This window comes from Candidatus Binataceae bacterium, assembly GCA_035500095.1.
Lineage (GTDB): Bacteria > Desulfobacterota > Binatia > Binatales > Binataceae > JAKAVN01.
Genome location: DATJXN010000082.1, coordinates 1 through 16,547, shown reverse-complemented (window position 1 = coordinate 16,547; position 16,547 = coordinate 1). Strand labels below are relative to the sequence as shown.

The following is a 16,547-nucleotide window of genomic DNA, read 5'->3' as shown; positions in this document are numbered from 1 at the left end:
CCCCCCCCCCCGCGCTTCCATGGCCCGTCGGCGGGCGGCGTCAGCCCTTCTTGCCGCCCCCCTTTTCGGCGGGGGTGGCTTCCTTCGCGGCGCCCTTGGCGCCCCCTTCCGGCGCGGCCGCCGTTGCGGCTGCCGCGCCTTCGGCAGCCGGGGCGCCCTCGGCTGGCGCGCCTTCGGCCGCAGCAGCGGCGACCGGCGCTTCGGCGACGGTCGGCGGCAGCACCGTCACCACCGGATAGTCGGCATCGAAGATCGGCTTAACGTTTGCGGCGAAGCTTATAGCGGAAATGTGAATCACGTCATGGATGTCGAGCGCGGTCACGTCGACCTCGACGACCTCGGGTATCTCGAGCGGCAGGCACTCAACCTCGACCTCGCGCACGAGCGGTCCCAGGATGCCGCCCTCGCCGACGCCGTGGGCCCTCCCGACGAAGCGCAGCGGCACAGACACGCGCAGCGGCTGCGCAAGATCGACTTCGTACAGGTCGGCATGGAGAAAGTTTCCGCTCACGGGAGCGCGCTGGATCTCCTTGACGATAACGTGGCGGTCGTTGAGCTCGGGGGAGCTCGACCTGAGCTTGATCAGGCGCTGGCGGGCGCTGGCGGAGACGCGGGAGCGCAGTTCGACGCCGCTTATCGCGATCGGGGTCGGCGTGGTCTTGGGTCCGTAGAGCACGGCCGGAATGTGGCCTTCGCGGCGCAGTTTGTTGCGGAGGTTCTTGGGCCGCATCTCTCTCTTTTCGGCGGCCAGTTCGACAGTCTCCATCACGTCCTCACTTGAAATAATTGGACTTGAAAAAATTGGCGTTCGATCGGAGCAAATCCGTTCGGAGTAAAGCGCGTGAGCCGCGGGGGCCCGTTCCCCTCAGGTAAAAAGCGAGCTCACCGACTCTTCATTATGTATGCGCCGGATAGCTTCCGCTATAAGGCTTGCGACCGACAACACCTTGAGCGAGCCGAGTTCCGCTTGCGCCTTGGCCCGCAGCGGGATCGTATTGGTCGTGATCAACTCCTTGATGCGCGATTTGTTCAGCCGCTCGCAGGCCGGGTCCGAGAGGATCGGATGGGTCGCGCAGGCCAGCACCTCGGTCGCGCCGGCGTTCATCACCACCTTCGCCGCCTCGGTAACCGTGCCGGCGGTATCGATCATGTCGTCGACCAGCAGCGCCGAGGAATCGCGCACTTCGCCGACCAGCTGCATTTCGGCGACTTCGCTCGCGCGCGGGCGGCGTTTGTCGATAATCGCGAGGCTGGCGTTCAGCCGGCGCGCGAAGGCGCGCGCCCGTTCCACGCCGCCGGCGTCGGGCGAGACGACCGAAACGCGGCGGCCCTCCAGGCGCTTGCGCAGGTACTGGATCAGGACCGGCATCGCGTAGAGGTTGTCCACCGGAATATTGAAAAAGCCCTGGATCTGGCCGGCATGGAGGTCGACCGTGAGCACGCGCTGCGCGCCTGCGGTGGTGATCAAGTCGGCGACCAGCTTGGCGCTGATCGGCACGCGCGGCGCGACCTTGCGGTCCTGGCGCGCGTAGCCGAAGTAGGGGATGACGGCGGTGATGCGCTTGGCCGAGGCGCGCCGGAGCGCGTCCATCAGGAGCAGCAGCTCCATCAGGTTTTCGTTGGGCGGAGTGCAGATCGACTGGAGCACGAAGCAATCGCCGCCGCGCACGTTCTCACGCACTTCGACCATCACCTCGCCGTCGGGGAAGTGGCCGACCTCCGCCTCGCCCAGCCGCACGGCCAGATGCTCGCAGACCTCGCGCGCCAGCGCCGGGTTGGAGTTGCCGGTGAAAATCTCCAGTTCGTCTTTCGCCCGCTCAGGCATCTAGGCCCCTCCGGCCAAGCCAAAGTCGTAATTCTTCGCGCATTTTCTCTCCGCGTTCCTGCCCGGCCTGCCCGGACTCAAAAAATCGATGGCTGGGCGGGAAGGATTCGAACCTTCGAATGCCAGGTCCAAAGCCTGGTGCCTTACCAGCTTGGCGACCGCCCAACACGGTCCGCGTCCGCTTCTTCCGTTGATGCCGAAGGGCCATCGAGCATAGCACACATGCCCATGCTTGAGAGCGCGGACCGCCGCGCCGCGCGGCCAGCGGACTGCGGCGGTCATCCGATGAAAGTGTGACGCGAAACTGTTGCCAACGGATCGGCCCAAACTAACGGCCGCAGCGCGATCGCTGCGGCTTTGTGACGGCGATGTTAACGGATGGTGTTTTTGAGTGTCAATCGCGGCTTCGACGAAGTTCCACAAGTGCCTTCGGTCGAGCACGCACGCCAACCGGAGGCGAGGAAAGGCGGGCGCTCCGGCAAGGCTAACAAAGCGAATTTACGGCGTAAAATTGAGCCTGTGGACGCGTCCGGCGCAGCTCGACGGCGGCGTTTGCGGCCGCCTCGGCATCGACAAAGATCCCGAAGACCGCGCCGCCGCTCCCCGACATCGACGCCGCGGAGGCTCCCTTGGCGATTAGAGCAGAGCGCAGGTGGGCGATTTCCGGATGCCGCGCCATCGCCACCGCCGCCAGGTCGTTCTGCAGCATTGGCTGGGTGATCGCGCCTTCGGCTATCGCGCGCAGATGCGCCGCCGGCGCCGGTCCGCTCCATTGCGCGGGCTCGAGCGCGCGGTAGATTTCGGCGGTCGAGACTTCGATCGGCGGCACCGCGATTACCATCTGCAGGGGTGGAGGCCCGGCTTCAAGCGGGACGATACGCTCGCCCACGCCGCCGACGTGCGCGGCCCGCGGATCGAGGAAAAATGGCACGTCCGCGCCGAGGCTCAAAGCGACCGCGGCGAGGCGCGCCCGACCTTCGACGCGGCATAGCGCGGCCATCATGCGCAGCACGGCGCCGGCGTCGCTCGATCCGCCGCCCAGCCCCGCACCCGCCGGAATCTTCTTGCGCAGATCGATCGCGACCTGATGCGGCCGATCGATCTCGGGGTCAAATTCGGCGAGGAACGCGGCGGCGGCGCGCCAGGCGAGGTTCTTGTCGCCCAGCGGAATCTCGCCGCGGTCGCAGGCGAGCGCGATAGCCGTCTTCGCGCCGCTTTGAGCTCTCCCGCGAACCTCGGCCCGAACGTCGTCGCCGAGCGAGACCGGGATAAAGATCGAGTCGAGTTCGTGATAGCCGTCGGCGCGGCGGCCGACCACGCGCAGAAAGAGATTTATCTTGGCCGGCGCGCGCCCGGCGAGCAGCTTGACCATCGATGTACTTTTGCAGCTGTTCGTTCAGCGTGTTTTTGCCGCGCGCCGCGGAGCGGACGCGCCGCCCGGATGCGCGGGCTTCTCCGGACGCCGCTAGTTCGCGTGCGGCGGCGCGTTGGCGCCGAGCGTGGTGCGGATCCGGCGATGGACATGGCGGTTGTCGCGCTGGATTATCGTGATAAACCCGAGCAGCGTCAGCACCACACCGGCCAGCACCAGCGCCTGCCCGGTCAAAAAGGTAGCGTGGTAGAAATCCATCCGCGCCGTCGCATACGAGACTTGGCGCTGCGCGTCGGTGAACGGCGCCAGCACGGCGCTGTCGGTATGCGGGTCGAGTTCGTCGAAGCTGCGATAGGCCTCGTCGACGGCGACCTCCTCGTGGCCCGCGACGATGCGGCTGTATTCCTGGGTGCGGGCGCGGCCGATTTCCCAGTTGACGGCCCCGAGCATGATTAGCGCGAGCCCGCCCACGACTCGCCAGTCGCCGTAAACATCCGGCAGTTTCATCGGTACGTAACCGAACAATATGCCACCGCTGGCGGCAAAACAACCGCGCGAAGCGCAATCATGCACAGGGACGGACGGCGCGCAGTCGCCTCTCGCCTTTGAATTGCGCGCGTAAGGTCCGAGCAGTTATCATCAAACGGCGAGGCAGCATCGGCTGACGAATCCGGAAGAACCGTTGGACAACACGCGTCTGAACTCACTGCTCGAGCGCTTTGCGGCGCACGATCGCCTGGCGCTGGCCCGGCTGATCACGCTGGTCGAAAACCGCGCGGCCGTGGTCAGCACCGTGATGGAGCGGATCTATCCGCGCGCCGGCAACGCCTACATTGTGGGGGTGACCGGCGCGCCCGGCGCGGGCAAATCGACGCTGGTCAACCGGCTCATAGCGAGGTATCGCGCCCGGCACAAGGAAGTCGGCGTGCTCGCGATCGATCCGTCGAGCCCCTTCTCCGGCGGCGCGGTGCTGGGCGACCGCGTGCGCATGACCGACCATTACCGCGACCCCGGCGTTTACATCCGTAGCCTTTCGAGCCGCGGCAGCCACGGCGGATTGAGCCGCGCCGCGCGCGAGGTCGTAAAGCTGTTCGACGCCTTCGGTTTCGACATCATCATCATCGAGACCGTCGGCGTCGGCCAGACCGAGCTTGCCGTGATGGATCTCGCGGACACCACGGTGGTGGTGACCGTGCCCGAAGGCGGCGACAGCGTGCAGGTGATGAAGGCCGGGCTCAATGAAATCGCCGACCTTTTCGTGGTCAACAAGGCCGACCGCGAAGGCGCCGACCGCATCAAGGCCGAGCTCGAACTGAGCGTGCATCTGAGCCGCCAGGACGCCGGATGGCTGCCGCCGGTGGTGTTGACCCAGGCGGCGGCCGACCACGGGATCGACGCGCTGGTGGCGGCGATCGAGCGCCATGCCGAATATGTCAAAGCCCATCGCAGCCCCGAACGCGAGCGCGAGCGGCGGATTCGCGAGTTCGTCGAGGTGCTGACGGCCGAGATGGAAGAGCGCGCCGAACGCGCGGTGCGAAGCGGCGGCGTCAACGGTGTGGTGGGCGAAGTCCGCGCCGGGAGCCTCAATCCGTACACCGCGGCGCGCCGCGTGATCGAGGATCGCGCGGCGCTGGGCGAATTGCTCGCGGAGGGCTCGGCGGCTGCGTCGCGGCGCGATTAGCCGCGGGCGGCATCTAGTATGGCGACGCGAAGCGACAAATCGGGAAAGGCCGCGGCGCGCGGCCGCCTCTTTGCCATCGGCGATATTCACGGATGCCCCGATGAGCTCAGCGTGATCCTGAACGCGATCAAGCCCGTGCAAGGCGACACCGTGGTCTTCGTCGGCGACTACGTCGACCGCGGACCCTCGGCGCATGACGTGATCGAACTGCTGCTCGATCGCGAGCGCGCGGGCGGCGCCGAGTTCGTCTTCCTCAAGGGCAACCACGAGGACATGATGAGCGCGTATCTCGGCCTGCCCGGGAACTACGCCGAGTCGTTCCTGTTCAACGGCGGCGCCGCCACGCTCGAGAGTTACGGCGTCAACGAGCGCAACCTGCCCGAGGCGCGCGGCCTGATCCCCGACCCGCATCTCGAGTTCGTCAAGCGCCTCTCCACCAGCTACCTGCGTCCGCCCTACCTCTTCGTCCACGCCGGCGTGGTGCCGGCGCTCGAGATCGAGGAGCAGCGGGTCGAGGACATGCTCTGGATTCGCCAGGAATTCATCTTCAGCCCGCACAAGCTCGGCGCGACCGTGGTCTTCGGACACACCCCGATGCGCGCCGTGATGGTCGATCTGCCGTACAAACTCGGCATCGACACGGGACTGGTTTACGGCGGCAAGCTGACCTGTATCGAGCTTACCGAGGGCGTCGTTTACCAGGTCAAACGGCACAGCCGTCAGGCGAAGAGCAGCGCGATCGCGCTCGCTTGAGGCGCGTCTCGCGGGCGACCGCGGGCCTTTCCAGCCCGCGCCGCTCCGGCTAATCTTGTGCGCTCGGTGGCGACGTAGCTCAGTTGGTTAGAGCATGCGGCTCATATCCGCAGTGTCGTAGGTTCGACTCCTACCGTCGCCACCAATCAATCTCCGCGATTTATCTGGGCTTTTTTCGGCGATGCCACGCGACTCGACTACGTGTTCAGATGTAGGTTTCATTCGGAATCGTCTCCCGCTTAGAAATCTCTCGCTCATTTTGCTAAGCGGGGGTCGTCGCTGCCGATGCAGCGCAAACCCTCTCGCTGGCTCGCGGCCCGCTTGGCAAGTGCCGCTTCGCACTGTTGCGCTGCGTCAAACTTGCCGACGATGCTCCATTTGCTCAACGGCGCGTTGGTGTCGGCAAAGCGCATTCCAAAGTGCGACCACACTCCGCCTTGATGCATTGGTGCCCTTATCAGAAACCAGCTCGCGAGCACCGCTGTGCAAATATGCGTGAGTCGTTTCATCTTCTCTCCTTCTCTACTCCTAGAGCGCAGCGAAGACGCATCCCGGAACCTCGGGCCGCACGCTTTCGATGAAATCGGAATCTCGCATGGCAGCGCTCGCGCCGTTTGACGTGGATATTACCCGCGCAGCCGCGCTCGTCCATCAGGCGCACTGCTTCGAGTCCGGCTTCGGTTAGAGAGACCACAAAAGCCAGCAATTCGTGCTGCGTCAATCGTCTACTCCATGCTGAACATGGATATTGACGCGTCAAACAAGTCTAGGGGACGAGACTGGTCGCGCGTCCGCGCTGGCTCCTCGAAGCCTCGCGCCGCGCTCCCCGCGCGGCACTTCGTCGCAAAGCGCAGACGCGCATCTCAAAATCGGGCGCGCCCGCTCCACGCGGGTTCGAGAGCGGGACGCGCTTTTAAGTATTCAGACACCCGTTCCGGCGCGCGAGCCGCTACATCGCTATAGCTTTCGCTATACTGAACCATGAATCTGCGCTGGCCCAAGCGCTTCGCCGCGCGGCTCCATTTACGCGCCAACCCCGCCCAGCCGCCCTCCTTGATTTCGGGAATCGAGACACTCAGAGCATCGGCGCGCGCTTCCATCCGAATGCCCAAGTGATTTGGTTAGATACTTCGACACGTAAGCAGCCGCTCCAGCGCCAGAGAAGACTGGCCGGAAATCGAGAGCGCCGAGACCGCAGCGTTTCGCGGCTCCTAAAGGTTCATTTTCGGCCGTTCGGCGGAGTTGTCCGCTTGATTTTGCAGGGTCTTTCTGCCGGTGTAGGCTCGACTCCTGCTGTCGCCACCCACATCGAAGGTATCCGCAAGTGCCATCAAAGTCACAATCGATAATCGATCCATCCAAGGCGCGCCCCGCCCATCCGTACCACATGTTCGACGCCATAGCCGCGCAGCCGGCGGCGATCGCCGAAGTCGTGGCGCGTAACCGCGAGGGCGTCGCGGCGCTCGCACGCGCGCTCAGGCAGACGCCATCGCTGACGCTGGCCGGAATGGGGACGTCGCTCAACGGGGCGATCTATGGCGAATACTGGCTGCGCACGATCGGACAGATGCGCTCGGTCAGGGCGGTCAGCTCTTTCGACGTCGTGAATTACGGGCTCAAGCCCGCGGCGGGCGGCGCGCTGCTCGTGTTGTCGCATCGCGGATGGAAACAGTACTCGGCGCGCGCGGTGGCCGAGGCCAAGGCCGCCGGCGTCTTGACCGCCGCGATCTGCGGCCAGGGCCCCGACGAGGGGGCGCGCCAGGCCGACCATCTGCTGCTCACGACCGAGCAGGAGCAGTCGGCGGCGCATACCAAGAGCCTGACCACCGCGATGGCGCTGCTGTTCGAGTTGGCGCTCGAGCTGCGCGCGCAAGCCGGCGGCGGCGAGCTTGAAACGCAGCGGCTGCGCGGCGAGTTCGCGGCGATTCCGGAGCTGATGCGCCGGGGCCTTGGCGACGATTCGCGCGAGCGCAATGCGGCCGAGCAGTTGCGCAACTACCGCCGGATCATGCTGCTCGGCGGCGGGCCGAACTATCCGACCGCGCGCGAGACCGCGCTCAAGCTCAAGGAGACCAGCTTCCTCTATGCCGAGGGGATGCAGGTCGAGGAATTTCTGCACGGTCCGATAAGCTCGGCCGACCGCGACACCCTGGTCGTTGTCGCGAGCGGCGGCGGCGCGTCCGGCGCGCGCGCCGAGCAGGTGGCCAACGCTCTCGGCGAGATCGGCGCGGAGCGCCTGGGCATCTATACCCGCGCGGGCTCGGCGCTGGCCGAGGCGGTGAACGCCGGAATCCAGGTCGAGGGCGAGGATGAGGCGCTCAGCCCGTTCGCGCTGCTGCTCTCGCTGCAGCTTTTCACCTACTGGATGGCGGTGAAGCGCGGATGCAATCCCGACCTGGCGCATCGCGACGACGCGCGCTACGTCAGGGCGGCCGGTCACTTCGAGATGTAGCCGTCGAGATGTAGCGCGGCGATCGCGGAGACGGCTAAAGAGTTGGCGAACGGCATCTGGCGGAAGATCCAGCGATCCGCCCGGCGCCAGGGTTGGTGAAACCGCACGATCCGGCTAACGTCGCGCGGTGATGCTTGCCCGGCTTGCCAGGCCCTTCGCGTCGCTCGCGCTTACGGCGGCGCTTATCGCCCTCGTCCTGCTCGCGCTCGGCGCCTCTCCGCTGCTGGTCTTCGCCGCGCTCTGGGAGGGTGCATTCGGCAACTGGCTCGCCGCGACCGACACGCTCGTCAAGGCGACGCCGCTCGTCTTCACCGGGCTTGCGGTTTCGATCGCCTTTCGCGGGGCGCTCTGGAACATCGGCGCCGAGGGCCAGTTGCTGGTGGGCGCGTTCGTTGCGGCCGCGCTCGGGATTGCGCTCGACGGATGGCCGCGGCCGCTGGCCGTGGGATTGGTGCTGGTGGGCGGCGCGTTGGGCGGCGCGCTCTGGAGCGCCGTCTGCGGATGGCTCCGCGAGCGGCGCGACGTAAGCGAAGTCATCAGCACGATCATGCTCAATTTCGTCGCGGTGCAGCTTCTGAGCTACGCCGTGCATGGTCCGCTGATGGAGCCTTCGCGGTCGTATCCCAAGAGCGCGCCGATCGCGCACGCGGCCGAACTCTGGACGTTCGCGCCGCCGAGCCGGCTCAATGCCGGGATGATTCTCGCGGTCGCGCTCGCGCTCGTCTCGTGGCTCTGGCTCTTTCATAGCCGCAGCGGCTTCGAGTTGCGTGCGATGGGCCGCAATCGGCGCGTCGCGGCGTTCTTCGGGATTCCGGTCGCGCGCCTCGGGATCGCAGCGATGGCGCTCAGCGGAGCGCTGGCGGGCCTCGGCGGCGCCGTCCAGGTCTCCGCCATCACCCATCGCCTGTACGAAAGTTTCTCGCCCGGATGGGGCTACGAGGCGATCGCCGTGGCGCTGGTCGCGCGGCTGAATCCGCTTGGCGTGATGCTGACGTCCCTGCTGTTCGGTGCGCTCGACAACGGCTCGCAGGCGATGCAGCGCAGCCAGGGCGTCTCGCCCGAGCTGGTGCAGGTGATCCAGGGCGTGACGATTCTGATCCTGCTCGCCTTCGATACGCGAACCTGGAGCACGCTTAACGGCGCGCTGTGGCCCCCGGGAGACGGCGATGCGGCGTGCGCGGCCGCTCCCGGAGCCGTCGCGGCCGCCGGGGGAGGCGGCGATGCTTGAGGCGTTCCTGGCCTCGACGGTGGCGATGGCGACGCCGATTCTTTACGCGGCGCTCGGCGAGCTGCTGGTCGAGCAAAGCGGCGTGATCAACGTCGGGATCGAGGGCTCGATGCTTGCCGGCGCGTTCTTCGCGCTCGCCGCGGCGTACTCGAGCGGCAGCCTGATGATCGGGTTGCTTGCGGGAGTCGCCGCCGCCGTCGCGCTCAACGCGCTGCTCGCCCTGCTGGTCGTCAATCTCGGCGTGAACCAGGTCGTGGCCGGCACCGCGCTCAACATCCTCGCGCTGGGGCTGACCGGGGTCTTCTACCGCGGGATGTTCGGCGTCACGGGGAGCGCGGTCGTGGTGCGGCAGTTCGGCGCGATCGCGCTTGGGCCGCTTGCGCGAATTCCGCTGCTTGGCCGCGCGCTCTTCGATCAAAACGTCCTGGTGTACGTCGCGTTCGCGATTCTACCGCTCGTCTCGATACTAATTTCGCGCACGCGCTACGGATTGCGGCTGCGCGCGGCGGGCGAGCGGCCCGAGGCCGCGGACGCGCTGGGCCTTGGCGTTTATCGCCTGCGATGGGAGGCGCTGGCGGCTGCGGGGGCGCTTACGGGAATTGGCGGCGCGTTTCTGACGCTCGGTTACGCGGGAACCTTTATCGAGGGGATGTCGGCCGGCCGCGGCTTCGTCGCGCTGGCGGTAGTGATCCTGGGACGCTGGAAGGCGTGGGGATGCGCCGCGGCGTCGATTCTGTTTGGCGCGGCGATGGCTCTGCAGTTCGGCCTGCAGGCGCTCGGCACGGTCGTGCCGTACCAGGCGTTTCTCGCGCTGCCGTATGCGCTCACGCTGATCGTGCTGGCGGGATTTGGCGGGCAGGCCGACGCGCCGAGCGCGCTGGGCGAGCCCTATACGCGCGCGTAACGGTCCTATCGCGCGCTCATGCCTTGCTCTCCGGGCTGCGGCGCGTGGCATGCGGCGCGACGCCGCTCGCTTCCATCTCACGGTTGAAGCGCGGCCGCCGATAGGTCATCCCGATTATGAAACCGCCGATATAGAAGATTCCGTTCGGACGCGGCAGCAGCATCGTGGGCAGGAACAGAAAACAGATTGCCCCCGCGACCGTCCATCCGAGCGTCCCCGCTTCCATCCGGATCGAGAGCCCGGTCCGGTTCGGCGCGCCCTGCATCCGCTCGAGCATTCGCGCGCGCCATCTGAGCACCCGCGCGAGCGGAACGAACATCGCAACCCCGCCGGCCACTCCGAGCGCTACCGCAATCCATAACCACGGGTCCTTCCAGTCCATATGCGTCCCGAAGCGCCGGTTCCGTCTTGCTCCGCTCCCGCCTTGCCGAGGATGATCTGGCGCCCGCGGGACGCTAGACTACCGCACAGCCGGTCGTCATACACGCCGTCGGTCTGACGAGTAGGGACTTTGCGGTGAACGACTCGTATTTGCGATGAAGGATTTGTCCTCACGATGAAGGATTTGTCGCTCGCCGCTTCGGCCTTTCCGATCGCGACCTGCGGGGCCTGCAAACGCGTCGTGCTGCTGCATGTCACGCTTGACGATGCGGGGCGCGAGCGCAGATGCTGCGTGCATTGCGACGCGGAAATCGAAGAGCCGGTGCGCTGGGTCAAGGCGGGGGAGCTGGAGCGCGAGGGTTACTACTTCGGCCCGCCGCCCGCCAAGCAAGGTGCGGGTGGAGGATGTGGCAGCGGATGCGGTACGTGCGCGACGCGTGGCCATTAGGCGGCTCGGATTCGGCTTGGAGTCCGCGCACGTCGCGACGCAGGACGCGGCAGTCACAATACGCTTTGAGCGCGAGATTTTCCTGCGGCGCCGGCGTTTCGCCGGCCGCAACTTGAAATAGCGGCGCCAGGGTTTCGCTAAAATGTTCACCGGCAAAGGCCGACAACTGACGATCTATATCGGCGAGAGCGATCTCCATCATCATCAATCGCTCTACATGGCGATCGTCGAGATGCTTCGGCGCGAGGGGCTCGGCGGTGCGACGGTGACCCGCGGAATCGCCGGATTCGGGATGTCGAGCGTCATACACACCTCCGCTATCCTGCGCCTCTCGATGGACATGCCGATCGTAATCACCGTGATCGACCGCCCCGAGCGGATCGAGCGTATCCTCGCGCCGCTGGTCGAGCTGGCGCCGAACTCGCTCATCACTGCGCACGACGTCGAAGTGGTCCATTCCGGATTCGCCGTGCGTGAGGGCCTGCCCGATATCAAGGTCGCCGAGGTGATGCGGAGCGAGGTGGTGACGGTGGAACCGGACAGCCCGCTCACGGCGGTCGTCGAACTGCTGATCGACAAGGACTTCACCGCGGTCCCGGTCGTGGACGAAGCGCGGCGGGTAGTCGGGATGGTGAGCGATAGCGACTTGCTTACGCGCGGCGGGATGTCCGTGGGACTCAGCCTCAAGCGCGCCTCCGACGCCGAGTTCGTGCGTCAACTGCACAGCGAAATCGAGAATCGCGGCCGCCGCGTCGCCGAGGTGATGACGCGCGAGGTTGTAACGATCGCGCCTGACTCCTCGATCGGGGCCGCGGCCCGCGCGATGGTCCAGCATCATCTGAAACGCCTGCCCGTGGTCGACGGCCAGGGACGCCTGGTCGGCATCGTCGGACGGCTGGACCTGCTCAACACGATCGCCGCGGCCCATCTTCCCGAATGGCATCCCGAGGCCCGCCGCCCCGTCGCCGCCGGCGCGGGCACGCTGGTGCGCGACGTGATGAATCGCGAGGCCGCAACCGTGCCCGAGTCGGCGAGCCTCGGCGAGATCCTTGAATTGCTGGTAACCTCGGCCCACAAGCGCGTGGTGGTGATCGACCCAGCGCGGCACGTGGCGGGGATCATCGCCGACAGCGACCTTGTCTCCCGCGTCAGCCGCGAGAGCCGCCCGGGGCTCGTCGAGATGCTGATGGCGCGGGTGCCAATCGAGCGAATCTCGGCTGTCTCTCGCCGACGTCTCGCGAAATTGCGCGGCCGCTCGGCGGCGGAGCTGATGACGCGCGAGGTGGTGACGCTGCACGAAGAGATGCCGGTCGCGAGCGCGCTTGCGCTGTCGGCCGAACGCCACGTCAAGCGGCTGCCGGTCGTCGATGCCTCGGGCGCGCTGGTTGGAATCGTCGGACGGTCGGAGCTGTTGCGTGCGCTGCTCGACGCGCCGGCTTGCGCAATGACGCCCGGCGGCTGAAGCATCGAACCGCGACGGGAGCAGGGAAGACTTGGGCGCATTGCTTTGGGTTGGGCTTGGCGGGTTCCTGGGCGCCATCGCACGCTACGGGCTAGGCGGATGGGCCGCGGCGCGCTGGGGCGCCGCCTTCCCCTGGGGCACCTTCGCGATCAACATCAGCGGCAGCTTCATCCTGGGGTTTTTCATGGCCTTCGCGCAGTATCGCTCATGGCTGCATCCGCAGATTCGATTACTGTTCGCGGTCGGCTTCGTCGGCGCCTACACGACGTTTTCGACCTACACCTACGAGTCGCTTCGCCTGATGATGGACGGACAGTTCGCGCTCGCCGCGCTTAACGTGATCGGCAGCGTTGTCATGGGCCTGGTTGCGGTCTTTGCCGGCTTCGTGCTGGGAGACTCTATCTAGCCGCGTTGTCCCTTTTCTCATCGCTTGCTCGCTCCAAACACGCGTTTGCACAAGCTAAATGTTATCGATCTTTTTAGAGGCCGATTTTGGAGGATCGATGAACTCTTCCATCGCTCTTTTGCGGTGATATTCGTGGTCGCCGTCGTCTTGACGCTGGTTTTGACCCTCGCCCTTGTTCCCACGGCCGCTCGCGCTCAACCGCTCGCCAAACGGGCGATCGCCGTCAGCCAGGAGGCGCGAGGCACGGTGATTCTCCGCGACCTGCCGCAACTAATGGAACAGGAAGCGATGCGCAGTCCCGCAGTCTCGCGTCCGCTGCGCGGCGTTTCGATTCAGCAATACGCCGCGCTCAAGACACAGGCCGCAAGCGTGAAGCCTCCGGCGCGGAGCGGTGCTGGAGTGGTGCCTTTCACCGTGACCTCACAGCCGAAGCCGTCCGCCGGCCCGGCGCCGACATCCATTACGGCCTTCGGCGGCCTCGGTATCGGCTGCGGGCGGGAGATTCCGCCCGATATGGCGCTCGCTGTGGGCCCGACCTTCGTGCTGCAGGTGATCAACGGCTGCATGACCGTGCTGGACAAGAGCGGCAACGTGCAGGCCGGATTCCCGAAGAGTCTGAGCGCGTTCATGGGCGTTGGCGCGTCGGCCCAGGCGCCGCCCTTCGATCCGCGCGCGATCTTTGACTGGGCCAACCAGCGCTACATCGTGTCCACCGCCCACGTCAACGCGGCGGGAGCGCAGATCCTCGATGTGGCGGTCAGCCGGACCTCGGATCCGACGGCAGGATGGTTCGTGTACCGAATCAACCTGACCGCCAACCCCAACCCGCTCATCCCGAGCACCGAGGTCGCCGACTTTCCCACGCTGGGGCAGGATCGGCGGACAATTTACGTCGCTTTCAACGCCTTCACGCTGCCGGACACTTTCAACGGTGCTTACATGATGCTGCTGCCCAAGGGTCCGATGTACGCCGGCGCGAGCTTCGATTTTTTTGCCCTGTCGCCCGAATTTTTCACGGTTAACGGCACCGGCGAAGTGATGGACTCGCTTCAGCCGGCAAACGTGATGGACCGCACGGACGACCCGCGCGCCGAATTCGTCGTCGCCGCGCACAATATCAATGCTCCCGGAGGGCCCTCGAACGTGCAGTGCGCGACGGGATGCAACGGGCTGGTCGTGTTTGCGATCTCGAACCCGGCATACAGCACCACCTCGCCGGGACCCGAGGTCTCGCAATTCCTGCTGTCCACGGCCAACAGCTACTCGCTGCCGCCGCCTGCGACTCAGCCCGGATGCTCGACGCCAGATTGTCTCATCGATACCGGCGACACCCGCATCTCGGGTGAAGCGGTTTACGCCTCGGGGTCGCTCTACGCGGCGCTTGGCACGAACGGCACCGGGCGGCGAGACGCGGCTCGACGTCTGGGTTGACACGGGAATCCGCGCTCCGGCCGGCGGCCCCGCAGCTATTCGCTGAGCCGCCCGGTCCGGCGCAGCCCCTCGTAAAGCACGATCGAAACCGCGTTGGCGAGGTTGAGACTGCGCACGCCATGCTCGAAGATCTGAATCCTATAGGTGGTGTCGGTCCGCGTGCGCAGGAATTCCTCGCCGAGCCCCTTGGTCTCGCTACCGAAGATCAGAAAATCGCCCGGCGCGTAATCCGCTTCGAGATACGAGCGCTTCGCGCGCGCCGAGAAATACTTCATGCGCGGCTCGGTTCCGGCTGATGGCTGCGCCTGGTGAGCGGCGGCGAATTCGTCCCATCCGGAATAGGTTCGCAGATCGACCAGCGGCCAATAATCGAGCCCGGCGCGCTTGAGATAGCGATCTTCGAGCGAGTAGCCGAGCGGTCCGACCAGGTGGAGCCTGGTGCGCGTAGCCGCCGCAAGCCGCGCGATCGATCCGCTGTTTTGCGGGATCTCCGGCCGCACCAGCACGATGTGAAAAAACGGCAACGCCGATTGTGCGCGCGCCCCGGAATCTTTAGGGCTCAATCTGGTTTGCCCGGCGACCCCGCCTGCCGCAGCGGATAGCGCCGCCCGCGCATCGTGAGCGCAAAGCCGCCGCGCTCGTCGGCCTCGAAGCCGGGACTCAGATGGTAATAGGCGTTGCGCAGGAAACGGGCGCGCTCCGCGCCGCCCTTGACGCGACAGTACAACACGTTGTCGTTGCCGACCTCGAGGGTCGCCGGGTCAAGCGGCTCGCGTTCGTCGTCGTTGAGCACGATCGTAAAGCCGCCCGCCGCGTCGCCCTCGATCGACTTGACCACGTAGGGCGTGTCCTCGACGCTAATCGCCGCGCGTTCCTCGGCGACCTGGAGATAGTAGGTGCCGTCGGGATTGCGGCGGATGCTGCGGCTGAAGACCAGCGCGATCCGCGGGTTGTCGATCCGTTCCTCGTCGCTATACCAGTTGCCATCGCGACGAAACGAGATCTTGCCTGACTCGACCGCGTAAAACCCTGCCCGTGCCATCTCAGCGCATCCGGCTGTCCAGGACGATCGTCACCGGCCCGTCATTGACCAGCGCCAGTTCCATGTGGGCGCCGAATCTGCCCGTTTCAACTTTAGCACCGCGGGCGCGCACGAGTGAAATGAAGCGCTCGTAGAGCGGCTCGGCGATCTCCGGCGGCGCGGCCTTGATGAACGACGGACGGCGCCCGCCACCAGTATCGGCGAGCAGCGTGAATTGCGAGATCACCAGCAACTCGCCGCCGATCGCGCCAAGCGCCAGGTTCATCTTGCCCGCCGCGTCGGCAAAAACGCGCAGCCCGAGGATACGGTCGGCGACAAACTCCGCGTCGGCTTCGGTGTCGTCGCGCGCGACGCCCAGCAGCACGGCGAAGCCGATACCTATTCGGCCAAGACACTCGCCGCCGACGCCGACCTCGGCGCGGCTTACGCGTTGAACGACCGCTCGCATGCCGGCGTCACGTATAGCATTTCCGCGCCGCGCTCGCGCGCGCGGAGATATCGAAGCCACGGGGAGATTTTTCTTGAAGCCGCTTGCCGCCGGAGTCGTCCAATCTGCAGCGGCGCGCGGCCGGTGCGGGAGATGCGCGCTGGTTTGCGGGCTTTGCTCCGTACTATAGTTGCCGATGCGATGATCCCGATTCTGTTGCGCCTCGGACCGATCCACCTGCTCGGTCATCCTTTCACCCTCACCATCTACAGCTACGGCCTAATGATGGCGCTCGGTTTTATCGCCGCCGACCTGGTAATCGCCGCCGATTGTCCGCGCCGCGGCCTCGACCCCGACTATGCCACCGCGGTCGTGCTGTGGAGCGCGGTCGGCGGGATCGTCGGCGCCCGCTTATACGACGTGCTGGACAACTGGCGGCTCTACATGGCGGACCCGGTCTCGATCGTCTGGTCGGGCTCGGGCTTTGTATGGTTCGGCGGCTTCCTCGGCGGCGTGACGGCGGCCTGCCTCGCTGCGCGCCATTACAAGGTTTCGATCGGCGCGACCGCCGATATGTGCGGGCCGGCGCTGGCGATCGGACAGGCGCTCGGGCGCATCGGATGCCATCTGTCGGGCGACGGCGACTGGGGCATCCCGTCGCGTCTGCCGTGGGCAGTCGCCTACAAGAATGCGATCGTGGGATGGGGTCCGCAGACCGTGCTCAAGCTCGGACCG

At 66.2% G+C, this 16,547-nt stretch carries 19 protein-coding genes and 2 tRNA genes; 11 read left to right on the top strand and 10 right to left on the bottom strand.

Going from position 1 to position 16,547, the window contains the following annotated elements; genetic code table 11:
- Positions 1 to 40: 40 nt before the first annotated feature.
- The 5 genes from VMI09_08470 to VMI09_08450 form a co-directional block, all read right to left on the bottom strand.
- Positions 41 to 766, bottom strand: a complete 726-nt coding sequence (locus VMI09_08470; protein HTQ24716.1) for a 50S ribosomal protein L25 — start codon at positions 764 to 766, stop codon at positions 41 to 43.
- Positions 767 to 865: 99 nt separating this feature from the next.
- Positions 866 to 1,825, bottom strand: coding sequence for a ribose-phosphate pyrophosphokinase (locus VMI09_08465; GenBank protein ID HTQ24715.1), 960 nt, complete (start codon positions 1,823 to 1,825; stop codon positions 866 to 868).
- Between the two features lie 89 nt (positions 1,826 to 1,914).
- Positions 1,915 to 1,990: transfer RNA gene (locus VMI09_08460), tRNA-Gln, on the bottom strand.
- Positions 1,991 to 2,309: 319 nt separating this feature from the next.
- Entirely contained in the window at positions 2,310 to 3,197 is an 888-nt protein-coding gene (locus tag VMI09_08455) for a 4-(cytidine 5'-diphospho)-2-C-methyl-D-erythritol kinase (GenBank protein HTQ24714.1), read from the bottom strand.
- Positions 3,198 to 3,290: 93 nt separating this feature from the next.
- Positions 3,291 to 3,704: a hypothetical protein gene (locus VMI09_08450; GenBank protein HTQ24713.1), complete on the bottom strand. Its 414-nt coding sequence runs from the start codon at positions 3,702 to 3,704 to the stop codon at positions 3,291 to 3,293.
- A gap of 175 nt (positions 3,705 to 3,879) precedes the next feature.
- Between VMI09_08450 and meaB the strand changes: the two genes are divergently transcribed.
- The 3 genes from meaB to VMI09_08435 all read left to right on the top strand — a co-directional run bounded on the left by meaB (position 3,880) and on the right by VMI09_08435 (position 5,776).
- A complete protein-coding gene (gene meaB / locus VMI09_08445; GenBank protein ID HTQ24712.1) occupies positions 3,880 to 4,878 on the top strand; it encodes a methylmalonyl Co-A mutase-associated GTPase MeaB in 999 nt (332 codons plus the stop codon).
- An 18-nt stretch (positions 4,879 to 4,896) separates the two neighbouring features.
- Positions 4,897 to 5,631 carry a metallophosphoesterase family protein gene (locus VMI09_08440; GenBank protein HTQ24711.1) on the top strand — a complete coding sequence of 245 codons (735 nt, stop codon included), beginning with the start codon at positions 4,897 to 4,899 and terminating at the stop codon, positions 5,629 to 5,631.
- A 68-nt stretch (positions 5,632 to 5,699) separates the two neighbouring features.
- Positions 5,700 to 5,776, top strand: a tRNA-Met gene (locus VMI09_08435).
- Positions 5,777 to 5,885: 109 nt separating this feature from the next.
- Here the strand turns inward: VMI09_08435 and VMI09_08430 are convergent.
- Positions 5,886 to 6,140 (bottom strand): hypothetical protein, encoded by a 255-nt coding sequence (locus tag VMI09_08430; protein HTQ24710.1) that lies wholly within the window; start codon positions 6,138 to 6,140, stop codon positions 5,886 to 5,888.
- A gap of 815 nt (positions 6,141 to 6,955) precedes the next feature.
- Here VMI09_08430 and VMI09_08425 point away from each other — a divergent pair.
- The 3 genes from VMI09_08425 (at position 6,956) to VMI09_08415 (ending at position 10,215) form a co-directional block, all read left to right on the top strand.
- Positions 6,956 to 8,083 (top strand): SIS domain-containing protein, encoded by a 1,128-nt coding sequence (locus tag VMI09_08425; GenBank protein ID HTQ24709.1) that lies wholly within the window; start codon positions 6,956 to 6,958, stop codon positions 8,081 to 8,083.
- Between the two features lie 130 nt (positions 8,084 to 8,213).
- Complete coding sequence (locus VMI09_08420) at positions 8,214 to 9,311, top strand: ABC transporter permease (protein HTQ24708.1); 1,098 nt, start codon at positions 8,214 to 8,216, stop codon at positions 9,309 to 9,311.
- Positions 9,304 to 10,215 carry an ABC transporter permease gene (locus VMI09_08415; protein HTQ24707.1) on the top strand — a complete coding sequence of 304 codons (912 nt, stop codon included), beginning with the start codon at positions 9,304 to 9,306 and terminating at the stop codon, positions 10,213 to 10,215. The genes VMI09_08420 and VMI09_08415 overlap by 8 nt, the downstream gene beginning before the upstream one ends.
- A gap of 16 nt (positions 10,216 to 10,231) precedes the next feature.
- Here the strand turns inward: VMI09_08415 and VMI09_08410 are convergent, their stop codons facing one another.
- The gene (locus VMI09_08410; protein HTQ24706.1) at positions 10,232 to 10,597 is read right to left on the bottom strand and encodes a hypothetical protein; all 366 of its coding nucleotides are present in this window, start codon (positions 10,595 to 10,597) and stop codon (positions 10,232 to 10,234) included.
- Between the two features lie 174 nt (positions 10,598 to 10,771).
- Between VMI09_08410 and VMI09_08405 the strand changes: the two genes are divergently transcribed.
- The 4 genes from VMI09_08405 (at position 10,772) to VMI09_08390 (ending at position 14,343) form a co-directional block, all read left to right on the top strand.
- The gene (locus VMI09_08405; protein HTQ24705.1) at positions 10,772 to 11,044 is read left to right on the top strand and encodes a hypothetical protein; all 273 of its coding nucleotides are present in this window, start codon (positions 10,772 to 10,774) and stop codon (positions 11,042 to 11,044) included.
- A gap of 142 nt (positions 11,045 to 11,186) precedes the next feature.
- On the top strand, positions 11,187 to 12,506 hold the full coding sequence (locus tag VMI09_08400; GenBank protein HTQ24704.1) for a DUF190 domain-containing protein: 1,320 nt from the start codon (positions 11,187 to 11,189) through the stop codon (positions 12,504 to 12,506).
- Positions 12,507 to 12,537: 31 nt separating this feature from the next.
- A complete protein-coding gene (crcB, locus tag VMI09_08395) occupies positions 12,538 to 12,912 on the top strand; it encodes a fluoride efflux transporter CrcB (GenBank protein ID HTQ24703.1) in 375 nt (124 codons plus the stop codon).
- 132 nt (positions 12,913 to 13,044) lie between these two features.
- The gene (locus tag VMI09_08390; protein ID HTQ24702.1) at positions 13,045 to 14,343 is read left to right on the top strand and encodes a hypothetical protein; all 1,299 of its coding nucleotides are present in this window, start codon (positions 13,045 to 13,047) and stop codon (positions 14,341 to 14,343) included.
- 35 nt (positions 14,344 to 14,378) lie between these two features.
- On the opposite strand, the gene VMI09_08385 is transcribed toward VMI09_08390, so the two are convergent.
- From VMI09_08385 to dtd, 3 genes are read right to left on the bottom strand one after another with little or no spacing between them, the layout of a single operon-like run.
- Positions 14,379 to 14,906, bottom strand: a complete 528-nt coding sequence (locus VMI09_08385; GenBank protein HTQ24701.1) for a tRNA (cytidine(34)-2'-O)-methyltransferase — start codon at positions 14,904 to 14,906, stop codon at positions 14,379 to 14,381.
- A complete protein-coding gene (locus VMI09_08380; GenBank protein ID HTQ24700.1) occupies positions 14,903 to 15,385 on the bottom strand; it encodes a DUF1285 domain-containing protein in 483 nt (160 codons plus the stop codon). The genes VMI09_08385 and VMI09_08380 overlap by 4 nt, the downstream gene beginning before the upstream one ends.
- A gap of 1 nt (position 15,386) precedes the next feature.
- Entirely contained in the window at positions 15,387 to 15,833 is a 447-nt protein-coding gene (gene dtd / locus VMI09_08375; protein ID HTQ24699.1) for a D-aminoacyl-tRNA deacylase, read from the bottom strand.
- A gap of 144 nt (positions 15,834 to 15,977) precedes the next feature.
- On the opposite strand from dtd, the gene VMI09_08370 reads away from it, so the two are divergent.
- A partial coding sequence (locus tag VMI09_08370; GenBank protein ID HTQ24698.1) for a prolipoprotein diacylglyceryl transferase family protein occupies positions 15,978 to 16,547 on the top strand: 570 nt, incomplete at its 3' end.

Bases quoted from the DNA above. Each gene is read 5' to 3' on its own strand.
- VMI09_08465 (HTQ24715.1), bottom strand. From the start codon at position 1,825: ATGCCTGAGCGGGCGAAAGACGAACTGGAGATTTTCACCGGCAACTCC.
- VMI09_08405 (HTQ24705.1), top strand. From the start codon at position 10,772: ATGAAGGATTTGTCGCTCGCCGCTTCGGCCTTTCCGATCGCGACCTGC.
- VMI09_08470 (HTQ24716.1), bottom strand. From the start codon at position 766: ATGGAGACTGTCGAACTGGCCGCCGAAAAGAGAGAGATGCGGCCCAAG.
- VMI09_08400 (HTQ24704.1), top strand. From the start codon at position 11,187: ATGTTCACCGGCAAAGGCCGACAACTGACGATCTATATCGGCGAGAGC.
- VMI09_08410 (HTQ24706.1), bottom strand. From the start codon at position 10,597: ATGGACTGGAAGGACCCGTGGTTATGGATTGCGGTAGCGCTCGGAGTG.
- VMI09_08455 (HTQ24714.1), bottom strand. From the start codon at position 3,197: ATGGTCAAGCTGCTCGCCGGGCGCGCGCCGGCCAAGATAAATCTCTTT.
- VMI09_08430 (HTQ24710.1), bottom strand. From the start codon at position 6,140: ATGAAACGACTCACGCATATTTGCACAGCGGTGCTCGCGAGCTGGTTT.
- VMI09_08450 (HTQ24713.1), bottom strand. From the start codon at position 3,704: ATGAAACTGCCGGATGTTTACGGCGACTGGCGAGTCGTGGGCGGGCTC.
- VMI09_08440 (HTQ24711.1), top strand. From the start codon at position 4,897: ATGGCGACGCGAAGCGACAAATCGGGAAAGGCCGCGGCGCGCGGCCGC.
- dtd (HTQ24699.1), bottom strand. From the start codon at position 15,833: ATGCGAGCGGTCGTTCAACGCGTAAGCCGCGCCGAGGTCGGCGTCGGC.
- VMI09_08415 (HTQ24707.1), top strand. From the start codon at position 9,304: ATGCTTGAGGCGTTCCTGGCCTCGACGGTGGCGATGGCGACGCCGATT.
- VMI09_08380 (HTQ24700.1), bottom strand. From the start codon at position 15,385: ATGGCACGGGCAGGGTTTTACGCGGTCGAGTCAGGCAAGATCTCGTTT.
- VMI09_08420 (HTQ24708.1), top strand. From the start codon at position 8,214: ATGCTTGCCCGGCTTGCCAGGCCCTTCGCGTCGCTCGCGCTTACGGCG.